We start from the raw sequence: 17307 nt of genomic DNA on the forward strand, positions 1-17307 counted from the left end.
TTTTAACAGTTAAGCGGCGCAGGGTCATTTGATCCAATTATTTATCTGGATGTGACCGATAGAAAAAAATGATCACTCCGTCTTTGCAGAGTACGCGGCTGATGCCTGTTGCGCGATCTGAGCTGCGCGGACCACAAAGCGGCTTACCTTTTCAGCATGAAACCGCGCTGCGAAACGCAACGGGCTTGGAAGCCATTCTACAGGTAGCTCCGCCAAATGACCTTTCGCGACGTCATTGGAAACCATCGCTTTTGGCAGCAAAGAGACGCCCATCCCGTCGAGGGTCATCTGCAGACAGGAGGCCATCGAACTGGAGGGAACCAGCTTCGATTTGGGTAAGCTGTTGCCGTCCGCGAATTCGGAAAGCTCCGCAAAGGCTTGGGTGTGTCGCGCATGAGTCAGCACCGTGCACGCGAAGAGATCTTTGACCGTAGGGTTCGGCGCCAAGGTCCCTGCCATTGCAACATTTGACACCCAAACGTAGCCGAAGTCGCCAAGTTTGACTTCACCCGAGGCAGTGGTCGCGAACGGAGCGTTTTGAATGGCGAGGTCCAGCTCGTTCGCCGCAAGGGCTCGGTCGAGCGTGCGCGATAAATCCACGTTCAGCTCAATCGACATTTCCGGGTAGGCTGTCTTTAAGCGACGCAGATAATCGTGGAGCCATGTGCATGCGACGAGTTCTGTGACCCCAAGACGAAGGCGGTTTTGGATAAGCTCCGGCCGCGCGGCAACGTCGACCAACTCTTCAGCCTGTCGTAATACGCTGCGCGCGGCCTGGAGGATTTCGCGGCCTTTGTCCGTCAGTTTGACCGAGCCCGCGTCCCGTATCATCAGGACCGAGCCCAATGTGGACTCGAGCGACGCGATGCGGGCAGAGATGTTTGGCTGTGTCGTGTTCAGATGCTGGGCAGCTTTTCGGAAGCTACCCAAATCTGCGACCCAGATCAGAGCTTCAAGTTGCTTGAGAGTGAACACGTTGCCGATCATAGCAACCGTTTAGCACCCCGCGATTGCCTCCGCCATGGCGCGAAGAACGTTCGGGTAAAGCTCCGGCCCCTCATCCAGCGCCGCCCCAAGCGGGTCCAATTCAGCAATCCCTGCATTCGTCCCTTCTAGGACCGTTCGCACCAGCCCGGTTGAAAACTGCGGCTCTGAGAACGCGCAAGAGACGTTGTTTTCACGCACATAGGTCTGGATGCGATCCACCCTCGCCGGGCTGGGGGCGCTGGCGTCGCTCAATGAGATTGAAGCACTGGTCCGAAGCCCGAAGCGATCCTCAAAATAGTGGTAAGCGTCGTGGAAGGTGATGAACGACTTTCCTGTCGCGTCTTCAAGCAGGGCTTCGATTTCGGCGACGGTTTTAGTCAGTTTATCCGACGCAACTTGGGCGTTCTTTCCGTAGATAGCTGCGTTGATCGGGTCCATGTTTGAAAGCTCTGCGGCGATGGCCTTAAGCCAGAGTTGTGCGTTGTTGGGGTCAAGCCAAGCGTGCGGATCTAGGTTGCCGTCATGATCGTGATCGTCATGCTCATGCTCATGCTCATGCTCATGCTCATGCTCATGCTCATGCTCGTCAGCCTCGAACGCCCCGACTGACCGAAATTCAAGGCTGTGCGTTTCTGGGAGTTCGATCAGTGAAACATGTTTGGCCTTCGCGGCGACGCGGTCCAGTAATGGCTCAAGCCAAGGCGTCAGACCGTCGCCGATCCAGAAGACGATGTCTGCTTGCTCCAAGGCCTCCGCTTGCGACGGACGCAAGGCAAAGCTATGGGGGGAGCTGCTCGACGGGATCAGCAAATCCGGTTGAGCCAGATCCCCCATGACCTGTGCCACCAGCGACTGAATTGGCGCAATGTCAGCGACCACGCGAGGGACGTCAGCGAACGCAGTAGTCGAGAACGAGAAAAAAGACGAGATCAGGAGGGGACGAAGCATAATGAGGCCATGTGATTGTATAACATATTGCCACGGGGTAGTTGTTATATCATAACGTTGCAACCCAGAATTTGCGGAGTTTCGATGGACACCCTCGGTTTCAAGCGGCACGACCATTCCAGTTGCATCTCTCACGGGGTTGCGGCCGTTACTCAAGCTTGCGCGGAGACGGGCCTGCATTTTACCCCTGTGCGCAAGCGTGTCCTTGAGATCCTTTTGGAAGGACACAGGGCCATCGGTGCCTACGAAATCCTCGACACGCTGCGCGAAGAAGGGCTGGGCTCGCAACCACCGGTTGTATATCGCGCGTTGGACTTCCTGGTGAAAAACGGATTTGCACATAAGATCGAGCGGCTGAACGCATTCGTCGCCTGCGCCCACCCCGGTGACACGCACGCGCCAGCCTTTCTGATTTGCCGCACCTGCGATGCTGTTGCAGAAACCATGACTGCGCCTGCTTCTGGGCGTTTGGGAGAGGCAGCGGACGCTTCCGGATTTACGATCGAGCGCACCGTTCTGGAAGCGGAGGGCGTCTGCCCGAACTGCAAGAGTGGCGCGGAATGAGCGCCTTGGTCCAGTTCAGGGACGTCTACCTAAGCTACGGCCCTCAAAAGGTGCTGGACGGCGTCAACCTGAGCATTACCTCAGGCGAGATTGTCACAATCGTCGGGCCCAATGGATCAGGCAAGTCATCGTTGTTACGTGCGCTGATCGGCGCGTTGCCCCCATCTTCGGGCGAAATCGTCCGCGTGCCAAATTTGCGCATTGGCTACGTGCCGCAAAAACTTCACATCGACCCGACACTCCCGATGACGGTCGCGCGTTTCCTAAGCCTGCCCAAACCGATTTCGAATCTAGAGGCAGCGGACGCCTTGGAGCAAGCCGGTGTTCCAGACCTTGGTGAGCGTCAGATGTCAAACCTGTCTGGCGGCCAATTCCAAAGGGTGCTTCTTGCGCGCGCCTTGATCCATAAACCTCAGCTTCTGTTGCTAGATGAGGCAACACAGGGCCTTGATCAGCCCGGCTCTGCGGCATTCTACCGCCACATCGAACGCGTCCGCGAAGAACTGGGTTGCGCCATTTTGATGATCAGTCACGAGCTTCATGTTGTGATGAGCGCATCGGACCGTGTCATCTGTTTGAACGGCCATGTCTGCTGTGAAGGCAAGCCTGACGTGGTTGCTTCCGCTCCAGAGTACCGCGCCTTGTTTGGCACCGGAACTGGCGGTGCCTTGGCGCTTTACCGACATGATCACGACCACGCCCATGGGGACGAATGCGATCACGCCCATGATCACCCGCACGAGGCCGCCGAATAATGCTGGACAGTTTCCTTGTTCGCGCAGCGCTCGCTGGGTTGGGCGTGGCTTTGGCCGCGGCCCCACTTGGCTGCTTTGTGGTGTGGCGGCGCATGGCCTATTTCGGCGATGCGACCGCGCATGCTTCAATCCTCGGCGTAGCGCTGGCGCTGAGTTTCAACATGTCGGTTTTCGCGGGTGTCTTGGTTGTGGCTCTTGTCATGGCCACGACAGTGTCGACCCTGTCTGGCAGGGGGTATGCAATGGACACGCTGTTGGGCGTCATGGCGCACTCGGCCATTGCCTTCGGATTGGTCGCAGTGTCTTTTCTAGACGGCGTGCGCATCGATCTGATGGCCTATCTGTTTGGTGACATCCTTGCCGTAGGACGCATGGATTTGGCGGTGATCTGGGGCGGAGCCTTACTTGTTCTGGCGCTTGTGGGGTGGCGCTGGCAGCAGTTGCTTACCGCCACGATTAGCCCGGATCTGGCATATGCCAGTCGCATTGATCCAAAGCGGGAACAACTGTTTTTGACTATAGCGCTTGCTATAGTTGTGGCGGTAGCGATCAAGGTTGTCGGTGTTCTGCTGATCGCGGCGCTCTTAATCATCCCCGCTGCTGCGGCCCGTCCTCTCGCGCAAACGCCAGAAAGGATGGCCGCAATCGCCGCCCTGATAGGTGCGATATCTGCGCTTGGCGGGTTGCAACTGGCTTACAACTTCGACACGCCAACAGGTCCGACGATCGTATGTGTCGCGGCCGTTTTGTTCGTGCTGACCAGCATGTTCAGTCTTCGCCGGTCCTAGCTTCCATCCTGTCGCGGAAGGCTTCCAACTCTGCCTGCAATGGCGGTCGTTTCGAGCGGCTCATGAACCATCCGGAAATGCGTGACCAGCCCCCCAAACGCATCTCAGTGGCGACGTGCAGGATTGTGCCTTCGCAGTCTGGTGTGAAGGTCGCCTCCATCACACCTTCTGCTGGAAGCTTGCCGAACACTGGGCTGTAATCCTCGCGCATGTCGTAGCCCAAAGCGGGCATAACGCCGGGGGTCAGTTCGTCCGCTGCCAATGGCAAAACGCGGGTAATTTGCAGATGGCTGGCGATGCGATGCGGTGGGTCGAGTTCAAACACCGTCTCAACCATCTCAGTCTTGAAGGCAGGATAGATGAACGTCCAAACCGCCTGAGTGCCAGGACCATTTTCGACGATATTATTGAAGCGGACTTTAGTGCGGACAGAGGCATTGGCCGCGCTGAGCCTTGCATCAGTATAGCGCTTGAAGACTTGGTCTAGGGGGAGGGCGATGAACACTTCACCAGTCATTCTCGTCATAGGTCGATCTCCACAACCCCGTCTTTCTGGGCGGCACGGGACTGGCACAGGATGACGGATTTGGCGCGATCGGCGTTTGACAGCACGAAGTCGCGATGTTCCACCTCACCCGAAACCAGTCCACATTTGCAGACGCCACACAGCCCGTCAGAGCATTTGACATCGACGTGAACGCCCGCCCGCAGCAACGCGTCGGTCGGGGCCTCGTCTTTGCCGACGGCAACGTCGCGGCCGGATTTGGTAAGACGCAGGGTGAACCTGTGGTTAACGTAATCGGGTTGTTCTGGAACCGAGAAAAACTCCAGATGTCGCGCCTCCTCTGGGAAGCCGTTCCGCTCTGCAGTGGCCATCACCGAACCCATGTAGACTTCAGGGCCGCAGGTGTAGACGTGCGCCGCCGCGCGGTGCTTCAGGGTTTTTACAAGATCGCAACGCGTTCCTTCGTTGGAAATGTGGTAGTGCACTTTTTTCGACCAAGGCATCCGAGGCAGGTCGTCTAGGAAACCAGCTCCGGCGCGTGTTGAGCAGGAATAATGCAGCGCAAAGTCGCGTCCCAATGCATGCAAACGATGCGCCATAGCAATCATTGGCGTCACCCCGATACCGCCACCCATGAGGTAGCTGAAAGACGCGTCCTCATGCAGCGGGAAGTGGTTGATCGGTTTGGATATGTGAACCCGCCGTCCTTTCTCGAAAATCCGGTGCATCAGTTTAGAACCGCCGCGCCCGTGATCTTCTCGCAGCACCGCAATCTGGTATCTGGATCGATCGGCGGGGTCGCCGGACAAGGAGTATTGCCGCAAGAATTCTGGGGCCACGACCACGTCGATATGTGCGCCCGCTTCAACTTCAGGCAGGTCCGACCCGTCGGGTAGGGAGAATTCGTACTTGGTTACGCCGTCGGTCATGTGTTCGACTCGAGAAATCACCGCCGCCATGACAGGGCTTTCGCTTTGATCGGCCGTGTAGACATGCTCTGGCGGCTCACCGCGCGCACGTCGCGCCCGATGTTCATCCGCATCGATCATGGCCTTGTAAGCGGCGATGCCCGCTTCGCGGTCCATAGGATACGGATAGGCGTACGGGGGCGGGGCCAAAGGGGCCGGATAGACAGCCAGCGTCTGGTCCTCGAAGCGCAGGTCCAAACCCTTTTGCAGCCCGCGCGCGTTTACTGGATGTGCCGACGGGCGGTAGGCTCCGTCATCAACCATCTCCAGATCCCACCACCATTTTTTGATGGGATTGATTTCGCCTTGCCCCATCACATCGTCGAGCTTCGCCAGCGCTTTTGCCGCCTGAGGAACCGTCATCGCGAGCTTTCGAAATGGCGCCTCCGCGAACAAGCCTTCCAAGTTCCATGGGCAGGTCTTCATGCAACGCCCACACATGGCGCCATTCTTCTGGCCAACGCGATAGGTGGTGCACTTTTGGCTGTCGGATTTCCAAATTTCGTAGCCATTGAACATAAGCTTGGGGCCAGCGGTGATCGCACCAGACGGGCATTCGCGGGCACATTTGTTGCAGGCTTCGCAGAACTTTTGCAGGCCGAAATCAATCGGCTTGTCGTGCGTCATTGGCATGTTTGTGGTCACCACGCCTGACTTTAGACGAGGGCCGAGGAAAGGGTTCAGGATCACCTCGCCGATCCGCGAAACCTCGCCCAAGCCAGAGAGCAGCAGCAAGGGCGGGTGCAGTACCTCGTCATCCATGACTGAATGGACGCGGGCGGTGTAACCGAGGTTGCGCAAATGCTGCGCCAAGACGCCCCCCAGAAGTGAAAACCTCAGGTAAGCCCGCATGGATTGGGCACAGGCGATCCAATCGTCTCCGGATGCGCCCTCCATCGTTTCGTGGCCCTGATCGATTATCATTGAGATCGCGTTGGAGTGGTAAGGTGTAATCGGCTGCCCTGCCGCGTCATGGCTGTAATAAGTCCAGTCTGGGCACGCACTTATCCCCGCGGCATCCACCCCAAGCCAGTAAAGTGCGGCCTTAATGTTGGATGCGTTTCGCGCGGGATCTTTCGTGCTGTCGTGAACCGACGCCGCCTCGCCATCCTGCAAGAGGACAAATGCGCCGAGCGACGGCCGGAAGGCAAAGGCCGCAGCGGATTTACGGACATAGTTTCCGTTTTTCGTAGCGTCCTGAACTGCCTTTCCCATGTCGCCGAACAATCCGCGCGCAAAAAGGTTTGCCCGTTTCGGCACGCGCGCGACATTCGGTGCATCGATATAGGTCGTCGGGGTGTCCACCCGTTTCAGCGTCTCGAACGGGTGGGGGCCATCGACGTAACGCCGCTTTGCATATGGATCGCGCGTGCGAGCCGTTTTGGCCTGCGCGCCAAGTCCAAGCTGCCATTCCCGCCCCGGTTTGGCAGAGGCAGCGAGCGGTTTGTCAGGTGTCATCTCCAGCGTTGTCGTCACGACTGCAAGCCCGTAGCGTTTCCCGACAAACGGGTTCAGACCGTCCGCTCGGCTCAGCCCCGCCGCAACAGCAAGCTTGCCCAAATGCACATCACTCGCTGCCATCGAGTGCGCCCGCGCATCATGACCCAACGTCCTAATGTAGGAGGCCAGCGTGACAGCGGTCTCCATCCCACGCAAACAGGCGCGTTGATTTTGCGCGTCCGTGATCCAGTCCGTTCCGACTTCGTCCGGATCGGGGTCACGGGGCATGTCGTATAGAAACACCAGCGCATGGGTGTGATGGTCACAAGCCTGAGGTGGCGCACGCATACTTTCGCGCAAGCCCGCCATAATGACGTCGATGCCCGCGGCCAAGGTTTTGGGCTGCATTGTGCGCAACTTTTCAGCAAGGCGATCCACGTCGGGGTTCTTAAGCGGCGTGTCCAGCCAAGCCTCAGACGGGATGCCGCAGGTACCAACCATTGAAGCGTCGCAATAGTAGCCAAACGCCTTCAAATGGTTCGCCCGTTCTGTCAGGTCTGACGGAATCTCGGCTTTTTCTTTTTTCACCAGGCCGTCGCGGGTCGCGTCGAGCATGGCTTGGTAGTCTTGCATCGCGTTGACGATGCTGAGCGGGTCTTCCGGCCGTCGAAAGCTCACATGGGGCGTATCTGGCACCAACTCCAGCGAAAGGGTCTCCGAGCGCGCCAGCTTTTCCAGCGGATAGGGGCCAAGGTGGACAGGGCGGTTGCGATAAGAAAAAAGCTTGGTCATCATGCCGCCGTCAGAAGTTCGTCAACAAGCTGTCATCCTCGCCCGCACGCAGCTTGCCAAGAAGTTCAGACAGTTTTGTTTTTTCGTCATCACGGAGCTTGCCATTAAAATGGGCGGAGTTTTCGCGCGCCACCGCGATGGCGCGCGTCAGAAGGTTGGCCCCCGAAGGTGTTAGGGCCACGTCTGTTCGACGCGCATCCTCGTGGCTTTCGGCACGCGTCAACAGCCCGTTTGCTTCCATCACTTTTAGGGCGCGGGAGGTTGCTGTGCGGTCTACGCCAATAAAAGACGCGATCTCCGACGGGCTTTCGCGCTTCTCTTCGCCTATGGCCAACAGAACGCACCACCCGAGCCGCGAGAGGCCTAATTTGCGCAGGCCTTCCTCCAACCGGCGCTCAAACGCGCGGGAGGTGAGCGTCGCCTGATAGCCGATAGAGTCATGCAGCGCATAGCGCTTGTTCTCAATGATCATACTTGTCACTGTCTCGAAGCATTCAAGGCGGGTCAAGAGAGGAGCGGGCAGGATATGACAGGGAAGATCAAAGGCTTGCTTTTTGACAAGGACGGCACGCTGCTCGATTTTGATGCGACTTGGGGGCAATGGGCGTCGAGGTTCTTCGAGGATCTGGCGCAAGGGGATCCAGAGCTTCTTGCGCGTCTCGCGGGCGCGGTTGATTTCGACATCGCGGCGAAAAAATTTAATCCGACGAGCCCGGTAATTGCGGGCACCGCGGATGTTGCAATTGACCTGTTGCAGCCCTTGGTCCCCCATTGGGAATGGCAGGCCCTGATGGACTATGGCAACGAGAAAGCAGCACAGGCGGAATTGGCGACGCCTTGCCCCTTGCCGCAGCTTTTCGACAGGTTAGACGAAATGGGCCTCACGCTTGGTGTGGCTACCAATGATGCAGAAAGTTCTGCGCAGGCGCATATGCGCAGGTTGGGTGTCGAGGGCCGGTTTGCCCGCATTTTGGGGTTCGATTCCGGCTTTGGCGGAAAGCCTGCGCCACAGATGCTGTGGGCATTTTCAGAGCATTGCGGCTTCGCGCCGGACGAGGTTGCAATGATCGGAGATAGCACCCATGACCTTCATGCTGGCAGAAACGCGGGCATGGTCTGTGTCGGCGTCTTGACTGGTCCTGCCTCGCGAATTGAGCTAGCGCCACATGCCGATGTGGTTCTCGACACGATTGCCGATATTCCTGACTGGCTCGAAGCGCGCGAAGCCGGGCTATAGTGTTGACGAAAAGGCAACCTCCGGTAATCGCCAAATAGGTCCACACTCCAAAAGCGACCCGAGGCGTCGGTATCCGCCAAACCTGCGTCTGGAGCGCGGTGCAGTCTGAGTGGCAGTTAACAGGGAGAGGCGAAAGACATGGCAAATGAACCCACGAAGCGAAAGCGTGGCGGTGGCCGTGCGGGGAACGCCAGACGCACGACCTCGAAGCTGCCCGAACAGATGCCGTGGCGTCTGCCGATCAATACAGACAAGCCGACAGAGCCTTTAGACGAAGATGGTGTTCAGGCTATTCACAAAGGTTGCATGCGCATCCTTTCCGAGATCGGTATCGAGTTTCTCAACCCCGAAGCCTGCAAAATTCTGAAGGAGGCTGGATGTAAAGTTGACGGCACCAATGTCAAAATGGACGAAGATTTTGTTATGGAGATGCTGGGTCACGCGCCAGCACAGTTCGACATCAACCCGCGCAACCCTGACCGCCGGATCACCATCGGTGGCCAGTACATCCTTTTCGGTAACGTCTCCTCGCCTCCGAACGCATGGGACCTGAAGCGTGGAAAACGCTCCGGTGACTTCGAGACCTACAAGGAATTCATCAAGCTTACGCAGTTTTTTAACTGCATCCACTTCGCCGGCGGTTACCCCGTAGAACCCATCGACATCCATGCGCGAGAACGCCACCTAGACTGTCTTTTCGAAAAGTTGACCCTGACAGACAAAGTTGTCCACGCCTATTCTCTTGGGAAGGAACGCGTGGAAGACGTTATGGAGATGACCCGCATCGCGGGTGGCCTGACGCGCGAAGAGTTCGATGCCAAGCCGCATATGTATACCAACATCAACTCGGTTTCACCGCTCAAGCACGATTTTCCAATGTTGGAAGGCGCGATGATCCATGCGCGGCGCAACCAGCCGGTGATCGTTACACCGTTTACCTTGGCAGGGGCCATGGCGCCCGTCACCATGTCCGGCGCTGTCACGCTGTCCCTTGCGGAGGGTCTTGCCGCGATAGTGTTGTTGCAGGTGGTCAATCCCGGGGCACCATGTGCCATTGGCACCTTCACGTCGAATGTCGACATGAAGACTGGTGCACCTGCGTTCGGAACACCAGAATACATGCGCGCCACGCAGATGACGGGGCAGATGGGGCGCTTCTATGGGTTGCCCATCCGCTCCTCCGGTGTGTGTGCCGCCAATGTGCCCGACGGGCAGGCCATGTGGGAGACGTCCAACTCCCTTTGGGCCGCCGTGCAATCTGGCACCAATGTTGTCTACCACGCCGCTGGTTGGCTGGAAGGCGGGCTGATCGCGAGCCCCGAAAAATTCATCATGGATTGCGATGTGATCCAGCAAATCCAACGCTACATGGAGCCTGCCACCTACGCGACAACGCCAGATGACATAGCTGTCGAAGCGATCCGGGAAGTTGGCCCCGACGGGCATTACTTTGGCTGTCAGCACACGCAAGACCGCTACGAGGACGCATTTTACTCGCCTTTGATCTCGGACTGGTCGAATTTCGAGGCTTGGGAGCTGAATGGCGGCGTCTGGACCGCCGAGCGCGCGCACGAAATGTACAAAGGGATCATTGAGGAGTTCGTGGCTCCGCCGATGGACGTCGCAGTCCGTGACGAGTTGTCTGAATTCGTGGCTCGCCGCAAAGCCGAGGGCGGCGTGCCGACGGACTTCTAGGGTTAAGATTTGCGTAAGGGTTCCTTGGGGGATTCTTAATTGTTTTGAGTCAGATGTGTCTTCAGGATCGAGAAGAGGCATCGAATGTACGGTTTGGTTCATCGCGCGTTGCAATGCTTTGCGCAGGACACTTACGGCGACGCGGTTTGGCTGCAAGTCGCCGAAGATGCAGGCATTCCGGTTCACGTTTTCGAGGCGATGCTTTGTTATCCTGACAACTATCTCGACGATGTTCTGAATGCGCTTTCGCACGCACTTGGCAAGTCGCCTGATCAGGTCGCGGAGGATGTCGGCGCCTATTTGGTGACGCATTCGCGCATGGAGCCGGTGCGCAGATTGCTGCGTTTCGGTGGTGCGACATTCGAGGATTTCGTGCTGTCGCTGGATGATCTGCACGATAGGGTAAAGCTCGCCTTGCCTGATCTGGTGTTGCCGAAGCTTGAGGTTGTGGCCCATTCAAAATCATCCTTCTGCGTACATGTGGATTTCGATCGATCGGGTTTCGGCGCCGTTTTGCTCGGCATTCTACGCGCGATGGGTGACGATTATGGCGCGCTTGTCGTGTTGGAGCTGTTTCAACAAGGCCAGGGCGGTCGCGGTGTGGAACGAGTCACTGTCGAATTGTTCGAAGCAGATTTCGCCGCAGGTCGCGGCTTCGGGCTGGTCGCGGCGGATGTTGCGAAATGAGCGCGGGCCGATGCATCGATCAACCGGTTCGATACATCCGATTTGAACCAGACGCCTTGAGCGCGTTGATGCCTATGCATATCCACCTTTCTGCAACTGGCCACATACTGTCAGTGGGCCCAACCCTCGCAAAGTTGCGGCCTGACCAAAACATTGTGGGGCAGCGCTTCCTAGAGGTTTTTGAAATCAAGCGCCCCCTTCGTGTCCAGAACTTTGGCGACTTGCTGGAAAATGGATGCTGTTTGGTCCGGTGCAAATTTCGGCACGGTCACAAGTTAGGCATGAAAGGGCTCTTTGTTCCGGTTCCATCGCAACATGCGCTATTGCCCGATCGCCGTGGCGCGGGCGATTCAGCGCCTGTTCTGCGGCCTTCAGGAAACCCGAAACCGACCCAAGAGCCATGCGGCGCGCTTCTAAATCTATCGTTGGGCGTAAATGTCGTTGAGGCCGTGCAGATCTATAATTTGAGCAGCGCCGATTTTGCCCCAGCCGATCCGACTGTCGACATGCTTTATTTGATCGAAGCCAAGTCGATTGCACTCGAGGAATCCAAGCGCCTAAATGCGCGCCTTGAAGGCGCTCGCGTCACCGCAGAAGAGCAGGCGTATACCGACACACTGACGGGTCTTCAAAACCGCAGGAGCATGGACTCATTGCTACACCAACTCGAAAGCTCGCGACAGCCTTTCGGCTTGATGCATCTCGACTTGGATCACTTCAAGCAAGTGAATGACACATTCGGCCACGGGGCGGGGGACCAAGTACTGAAGCATGTGGCGGGCGTTCTGCAGGATGAAACGCGTTCAGGCGATCTTGTTGCTCGTGTGGGCGGCGATGAATTTGTGTTGATTTTTCGAGGTTGCGTTGACCTGACAGTGCTCGAAGGGATTGCCAACCGTATTATTGCAAGCTTGGAAAAGCCGATCTCTTACGAGGGAAATCAATGCCGGATTTCGGCAAGCATCGGCACAACGCTGTCGAGCTTCTACGCTGTGCCGGATGCCGATCGAATGTTAAACGACGCGGACCGTGCACTCTATACGTCAAAGGATCAGGGGCGGGCTTGCCACACAGTTTTCGATCCCCAGCAATTCGACGCAATTGGATAGATGGCAAACGACAGAAAATCTATACCGCTATAGCGTACGCTTTGAACCGCCGAATTTTTGGGGAAACGAAAGTGGTACTCCCTAGGGGAATCGAACCCCTCTTTCCAGGTTGAAAACCTGGCGTCCTAACCGATAGACGAAGGGAGCACCGGGATCGTGAGGGGCTATTTAGGCAAGGTGCGGCGCGCTGGCAAGCGGAAAATGCCACCCTATGACCGAAAATGCGAAACTATCCCGCCAAGCCTGACGGTTCAAACGGATGCTCGCGCTAGAGCCGCGTCTTCAAGGCGCAACTGGGCCGAGCGTCGGCCTTGCCACGTGTTGATTTCAACGCGACCTGCCAAGTGGAATCGGCGCCCGGCATGAGCTTCCAGCGTTGGCCCAAGATCCGAATTAAACGCTCCAAACGCGATCGCGTCCAGCTTTACAGGGCCGCCATCTCCGAAGCTGATTTTCAAATGTCCTTCGCCGACAGGTTTCGTAAATTTAATCACTTGGTCGGGGAAAACAAATCGCGGCCCTGCGGCGCCTGCACCAAAAGGGCCGGCTTGTTCAATGAGTTCAATCAGCTCAACTGATGCTGCAGCAGGCATCATGATGCCATCAAGACGCAGATCAGAGGGGCCCAACAGACCCGCCCCCTGCTTTTCCATCATTTCGGTCAGGCGCGCCATCGCGGGCTCCAACTGGTCGCGGGCTACTGTGAGACCCGCTGCCATCTTGTGCCCCCCGCCTTTGATCAACAGCCCTTCGGCGGCAAGGCGCTGGATTTGTGCGCCCAGATCAATGCCAGTCACCGAACGCGCAGATCCTTTTCCCTCGTCGCCTTCCAGGCCGATCACGACGGCGGGGCGGTTGCTGGCCTCTTTGAGCCGCGCGGCTACAATTCCGACGACACCGGGATGCCAGCCTTCGCCCGCCGCCCAAACCAAGGGCGCATCAAGGCCTCGCTCTTCGGCCTGCATCAGCGCGGCCTCACGGACTGCAGTTTCAATCTCGCGGCGTTCCGTGTTCAGCAAGTCCAACCGTTCTGCCAAGGCCTGAGCCTCGGCTTCTTGATCCGTCGATAAAAGCCGCGCACCCAAGTCTGCGGCTCCAATGCGGCCGCCGGCGTTGATGCGCGGACCTAATAGAAATCCTAGATGGTAAGCGGTGGGCGCTGTATCCATTCGCGCGACGTCGGACAGAATGCGCAGCCCCAGTCGCTGTCGCCCGGCCATGACCTTTAACCCTTGCCGCACTAAAGCACGGTTTACGCCGACCAAGGGGGCGACATCCGCAACTGTTGCCAAAGCAACGAGGTCAAGCATGGCCATCAGGTCAGGGACGCCCCGTTCTGCCCGCATTAGGCGGTTCACCGCGACCAGCAGCAAGAAGACCACTCCAGCGGCGCAAAGATGGGCCAAACTGCCATCTTCGTCCTGACGGTTCGGGTTCACAACAGCAATGGCTGGGGGAAGGGTTTCGCCCCCTAAATGGTGATCTAAAACAATAACATCCGCACCGACCGCAGCCGCCAAAGCGTCGTGTGAGAGCGTCCCGCAATCCACGCATATGACCAAATCATGCTCCGCCGCGAGTGACGCCATAGCTGGCGCATTAGGGCCGTAGCCTTCGTCAATTCGGTCGGGGATATAGAGCGTGGCGCGCAATCCCATATCGCGCAGCCAGACGATCAGCAACGCGGCGGATGCCCCCCCGTCCACATCATAATCGGCGAAAACGGCGATACGCTCTTTCTTGCGCACCGCAGTCGCGACGCGCGTTGCTGCGACGTCCATGTCTTTCAGAACTGACGGATCGGGCAGCAGGTCACGCAGAGCAGGTGTTAAATAGCCCTCTGCCTCGTCGATTTGTACGCCAAGGCGCGCCAATGTCGCGCAGAGGGGGCGGGGAAGGCCGGTTTGCTGCGCCATTGCCTCCGCAAGGCGGTCTTGCTCAAGTGACAGCCCAATCCAACGTCGGCCTGTCAAAGAGCGCTCAACGCCTAGAAAGGCATCGGCCATCAGCTGACCGGGTTGCGATAGCTCATGCGCCGCACAGAACCTGTCTTGGAACGCATCAGGATCGTCTCGGCGGTCAGATAGCCCACTTCGCGGCGAATGCCCTTCAGGATGGAACCATCGGTCACACCGGTCGCGGCAAAAATGACGTCCTTCGTCACCATTTCGTCACGCGAGTAGATTTTGTCCAGATCGGTAATGCCAGCTTTAGCGGCACGGCCGCGCTCGTCGTCATTGCGGAACAGCAGCCGGCCAAACATCTGGCCACCCATACATTTCAGTGCCGCAGCTGCGAGTACACCCTCAGGTGCACCACCTTCGCCCATATACATATCGATGCCGGTGATCGCGGCCTCTGCGCAATGCATGACGCCAGCCACATCGCCATCCGTAATCAGGCGGATCGCAGCACCGGTCGAGCGGATGTCGTCGATAATTTGCTCGTGGCGCGGACGCTCAAGCACGCAGACGGTGATGTTGTCTGCTGCGCAGCCTTTGGCTTTCGCCAACGCTGCGACGCGCTCTTTCACCGACATGTCCATGGTGACCACGCCCGGTGCATACCCTGGTCCAATCGCCAGCTTATCCATGTAGACGTCAGGTGCATGCAACATGGAGCCGCGCGGTCCCATAGCGATGACCGTCAGTGCGTTTGGCATGTCTTTTGCAGTCAGCGTTGTGCCTTCCAGCGGATCCAGCGCAATATCCACGCCTGGGCCGTTGCCTGTGCCAACCTCTTCCCCGATGAACAGCATGGGGGCTTCGTCACGCTCGCCTTCGCCGATTACGACGACACCGGCGATATCAAGCAGGTTTAGCTGTTCGCGCATAGCGTTCACGGCGGCTTGGTCGGCGGCCTTTTCGTCACCGCGCCCGATCAGCTTGGCGGAGGCCAATGCTGCGGCCTCGGAAACTCGGGCAAGGCCAAGCGACAACATACGGTCCTGAAACTGGTCGGTGGAGACGGTCATGGGGAGAAATCCTTAAATGGCAGTTGCATCCCGTTTAACGGGGGCAGGGGCGGTGATCAAGGATCGCAGCGGATCAAAGCCCAACCACCATCTTCATATCAGACTTCTTCGATCCGCAGCGCCACAGGGGCAGTGGCCAAAACGCCCGTGGCCGGCAGCTTCGCAAGAGCTGTATCCAGCGCGTCGCGCGAGGTTGTGTGGGTCACGATAAGAACAGGGGCTTTGTCGTCGATGTGATCGTACTGGCGCATCCGGTGGATCGAGACGCCAGCGTCGCCCAAACATGTCGCGACTTTCGCCAGCGCACCGGGTTTGTCATGCAAGGTCATCCGCAGGTAGAACGGTGCGGGTGTGCCAGAATTAGCTGATGGCGTGGTTTTCAACGTATCGGCTGGTTGGCCGAATGTTGGCAGACGCAGCCCGCGCGCAATATCGATGATGTCCGACAGGACGGCGGAGGCCGTGGGGCCTTCGCCAGCCCCCGCGCCGCGCAGCACGATTTGCCCGACATGATCGCCTTCGAGAACCACCATGTTTGTGCCGCCCTCCAGCTGTCCCAGCGGGGACGTTGCAGGGACAAGGCAAGGCGTCATGGACTGAGCCAATCCGCGTCCCGTCATTTGAGCGGTGCCGAGAAGCTTGATTTTGTAGCCCATGTCAGCCGCTTGGCGGATGTCTTCGATTGTGACGCGGCCAATGCCTTCGAGCTGCACGCCGTCGAACTTAACCTGTGTGCCAAACGAAATGGCAGCGAGTAGCGCTAGTTTATGCGCCGCGTCGATACCGCCCACGTCAAGCTCTGGGTCCGCCTCCAGATAGCCCAGCCCGTCGGCTTCTGCGAACGCTTCTTCGTAGGTCAGGTTGGCGTTTTCCATACGAGTCAGGATGTAGTTGCACGACCCGTTCATCACGCCCATCACACGGGTGATGTCATTGCCAGCCAACCCTTCCGTCAGCGCCTTGATCACTGGGATGCCCCCGGCCACGGCGGCCTCGAACCGCAGCACGCGGCCCTCACCTTCGGCCAAAAGCGCCAGTTCTTGCCCGTGTTCCGCCAGCATTGCCTTGTTGGCGGTGACAACGTCTTTGCCTGATTTCAACGCGGCTTCGGTAGCGTCCTTGGCAGGACCTTCGGCACCACCCATAAGCTCTACGAAAACGTCGATGTCATCGCGGGTGGCAAGCTTCACCGGATCAGCTTCCCAAGCGTAGCCCTCCAAAGACACGCCGCGATCTTTTTCAGAGCGAGCCGATACAGCGGTTATGACGATCTTGCGGCCTGTGCGGGACTCGAGTTGGGCGGCTTTTTGACGGATGATCCGAACGACACCAACGCCGACAGTACCCAGTCCTGCGATGCCAAGGCGAAGGGGGTCAGACATGGGGGATGCTCCGTCAGAATAGCTGTTTAGCGCTCGTTAGCGCGTATCGCGAGGGGGTGCAATGCAGGGCTCAGGCTGGTTTATCCTTCACCGCGTTCAGCAGCCTCAAACGAGTGGCCCCGTCAATGATACTGCGCCCTTTCAAAGCGCGCGCGCGGGCCTTCAGTCGGGCGACTCGGGCGGCAAGCGCTTCTGTCTCAACTTCAATGGTGCTGCCAGCCTCCGATCGCGCGATTAGATCAGGCAACGGGTTTAGCGTCGGATAATCCGCCTTGCGGGCTTCCTCGCTGATGGTGGCATCGATTGCTGGCAAGTGCGCTGTGCAGGCGGAAAGCAGCGCGAAAACAAAAAGAAAAACTGTGCAGCGCATAGGGCCTGATCCGATTTTTATTCATGCGCACAATAGGCGGAGGCGCCCAAGGCGTCCAGCGCCACATATAGGGTTGATATGAACACGTGTTCAGATAGCATGTCGC

16 protein-coding genes and 1 tRNA gene are annotated in these 17307 nt (G+C 58.0%); 7 read left to right on the top strand and 10 right to left on the bottom strand.

What is annotated here, in order from left to right:
• Window positions 1-72: 72 nt before the first annotated feature.
• Complete coding sequence (locus BM352_RS07395) at window positions 73-987, bottom strand: LysR family transcriptional regulator (protein WP_090214476.1); 915 nt, start codon at window positions 985-987, stop codon at window positions 73-75.
• A 9-nt stretch (window positions 988-996) separates the two neighbouring features.
• Window positions 997-1935 carry a zinc ABC transporter substrate-binding protein gene (locus BM352_RS07400; RefSeq protein WP_090214481.1) on the bottom strand — a complete coding sequence of 313 codons (939 nt, stop codon included), beginning with the start codon at window positions 1933-1935 and terminating at the stop codon, window positions 997-999.
• A gap of 84 nt (window positions 1936-2019) precedes the next feature.
• Here BM352_RS07400 and BM352_RS07405 point away from each other — a divergent pair, with 84 nt between their 5' ends.
• From BM352_RS07405 to BM352_RS07415, 3 genes are read left to right on the top strand one after another with little or no spacing between them, the layout of a single operon-like run.
• A complete protein-coding gene (locus BM352_RS07405) occupies window positions 2020-2499 on the top strand; it encodes a Fur family transcriptional regulator (RefSeq protein ID WP_090214485.1) in 480 nt (159 codons plus the stop codon).
• Window positions 2496-3254 (top strand): ATP-binding cassette domain-containing protein, encoded by a 759-nt coding sequence (locus BM352_RS07410; protein WP_090214489.1) that lies wholly within the window; start codon window positions 2496-2498, stop codon window positions 3252-3254. The genes BM352_RS07405 and BM352_RS07410 overlap by 4 nt, the downstream gene beginning before the upstream one ends.
• Window positions 3254-4042, top strand: a complete 789-nt coding sequence (locus tag BM352_RS07415) for a metal ABC transporter permease (protein ID WP_090214494.1) — start codon at window positions 3254-3256, stop codon at window positions 4040-4042. Before BM352_RS07410 ends, BM352_RS07415 begins: the two co-directional genes overlap by 1 nt.
• Here the strand turns inward: BM352_RS07415 and BM352_RS07420 are convergent.
• The 3 genes from BM352_RS07420 to BM352_RS07430 are packed head-to-tail and all read right to left on the bottom strand — an operon-like array spanning window position 4023 to window position 8219.
• Window positions 4023-4568 carry a hypothetical protein gene (locus BM352_RS07420; protein ID WP_090214499.1) on the bottom strand — a complete coding sequence of 182 codons (546 nt, stop codon included), beginning with the start codon at window positions 4566-4568 and terminating at the stop codon, window positions 4023-4025. The two genes, BM352_RS07415 and BM352_RS07420, sit on opposite strands and share 20 nt — an antisense overlap.
• Window positions 4565-7747 (bottom strand): reductive dehalogenase, encoded by a 3183-nt coding sequence (locus BM352_RS07425; RefSeq protein WP_090219943.1) that lies wholly within the window; start codon window positions 7745-7747, stop codon window positions 4565-4567. The genes BM352_RS07420 and BM352_RS07425 overlap by 4 nt, the downstream gene beginning before the upstream one ends.
• 10 nt (window positions 7748-7757) lie before the next feature.
• Complete coding sequence (locus tag BM352_RS07430; RefSeq protein ID WP_245780934.1) at window positions 7758-8219, bottom strand: MarR family winged helix-turn-helix transcriptional regulator; 462 nt, start codon at window positions 8217-8219, stop codon at window positions 7758-7760.
• 54 nt (window positions 8220-8273) lie between these two features.
• Here BM352_RS07430 and BM352_RS07435 point away from each other — a divergent pair, with 54 nt between their 5' ends.
• The 4 genes from BM352_RS07435 to BM352_RS07450 all read left to right on the top strand — a co-directional run bounded on the left by BM352_RS07435 (window position 8274) and on the right by BM352_RS07450 (window position 12475).
• Window positions 8274-8984, top strand: a complete 711-nt coding sequence (locus tag BM352_RS07435; RefSeq protein WP_090214504.1) for an HAD family hydrolase — start codon at window positions 8274-8276, stop codon at window positions 8982-8984.
• A gap of 138 nt (window positions 8985-9122) precedes the next feature.
• Window positions 9123-10679, top strand: a complete 1557-nt coding sequence (locus BM352_RS07440) for a trimethylamine methyltransferase family protein (RefSeq protein ID WP_090214507.1) — start codon at window positions 9123-9125, stop codon at window positions 10677-10679.
• A gap of 84 nt (window positions 10680-10763) precedes the next feature.
• Complete coding sequence (locus BM352_RS07445) at window positions 10764-11366, top strand: heme NO-binding domain-containing protein (RefSeq protein WP_090214512.1); 603 nt, start codon at window positions 10764-10766, stop codon at window positions 11364-11366.
• Between the two features lie 281 nt (window positions 11367-11647).
• Window positions 11648-12475, top strand: a complete 828-nt coding sequence (locus tag BM352_RS07450; RefSeq protein ID WP_245780935.1) for a GGDEF domain-containing protein — start codon at window positions 11648-11650, stop codon at window positions 12473-12475.
• A 72-nt stretch (window positions 12476-12547) separates the two neighbouring features.
• On the opposite strand, the gene BM352_RS07455 is transcribed toward BM352_RS07450, so the two are convergent.
• The 5 genes from BM352_RS07455 to BM352_RS07475 all read right to left on the bottom strand — a co-directional run bounded on the left by BM352_RS07455 (window position 12548) and on the right by BM352_RS07475 (window position 17201).
• Window positions 12548-12622: transfer RNA gene (locus BM352_RS07455), tRNA-Glu, on the bottom strand.
• A 104-nt stretch (window positions 12623-12726) separates the two neighbouring features.
• Window positions 12727-14481: a single-stranded-DNA-specific exonuclease RecJ gene (gene recJ / locus BM352_RS07460; RefSeq protein ID WP_090214520.1), complete on the bottom strand. Its 1755-nt coding sequence runs from the start codon at window positions 14479-14481 to the stop codon at window positions 12727-12729.
• Entirely contained in the window at window positions 14481-15449 is a 969-nt protein-coding gene (glpX, locus tag BM352_RS07465) for a class II fructose-bisphosphatase (protein ID WP_090214524.1), read from the bottom strand. Before glpX ends, recJ begins: the two co-directional genes overlap by 1 nt.
• Before the next feature lie 98 nt (window positions 15450-15547).
• Window positions 15548-16831, bottom strand: coding sequence for a homoserine dehydrogenase (locus BM352_RS07470; RefSeq protein ID WP_090214529.1), 1284 nt, complete (start codon window positions 16829-16831; stop codon window positions 15548-15550).
• Between the two features lie 70 nt (window positions 16832-16901).
• Complete coding sequence (locus BM352_RS07475) at window positions 16902-17201, bottom strand: hypothetical protein (protein ID WP_090214533.1); 300 nt, start codon at window positions 17199-17201, stop codon at window positions 16902-16904.
• Window positions 17202-17307 lie beyond the last annotated feature (106 nt).

It is taken from the genome of Litoreibacter janthinus, from assembly GCF_900111945.1.
In the GTDB taxonomy this organism is placed as follows: Bacteria; Pseudomonadota; Alphaproteobacteria; order Rhodobacterales; family Rhodobacteraceae; genus Litoreibacter; species Litoreibacter janthinus.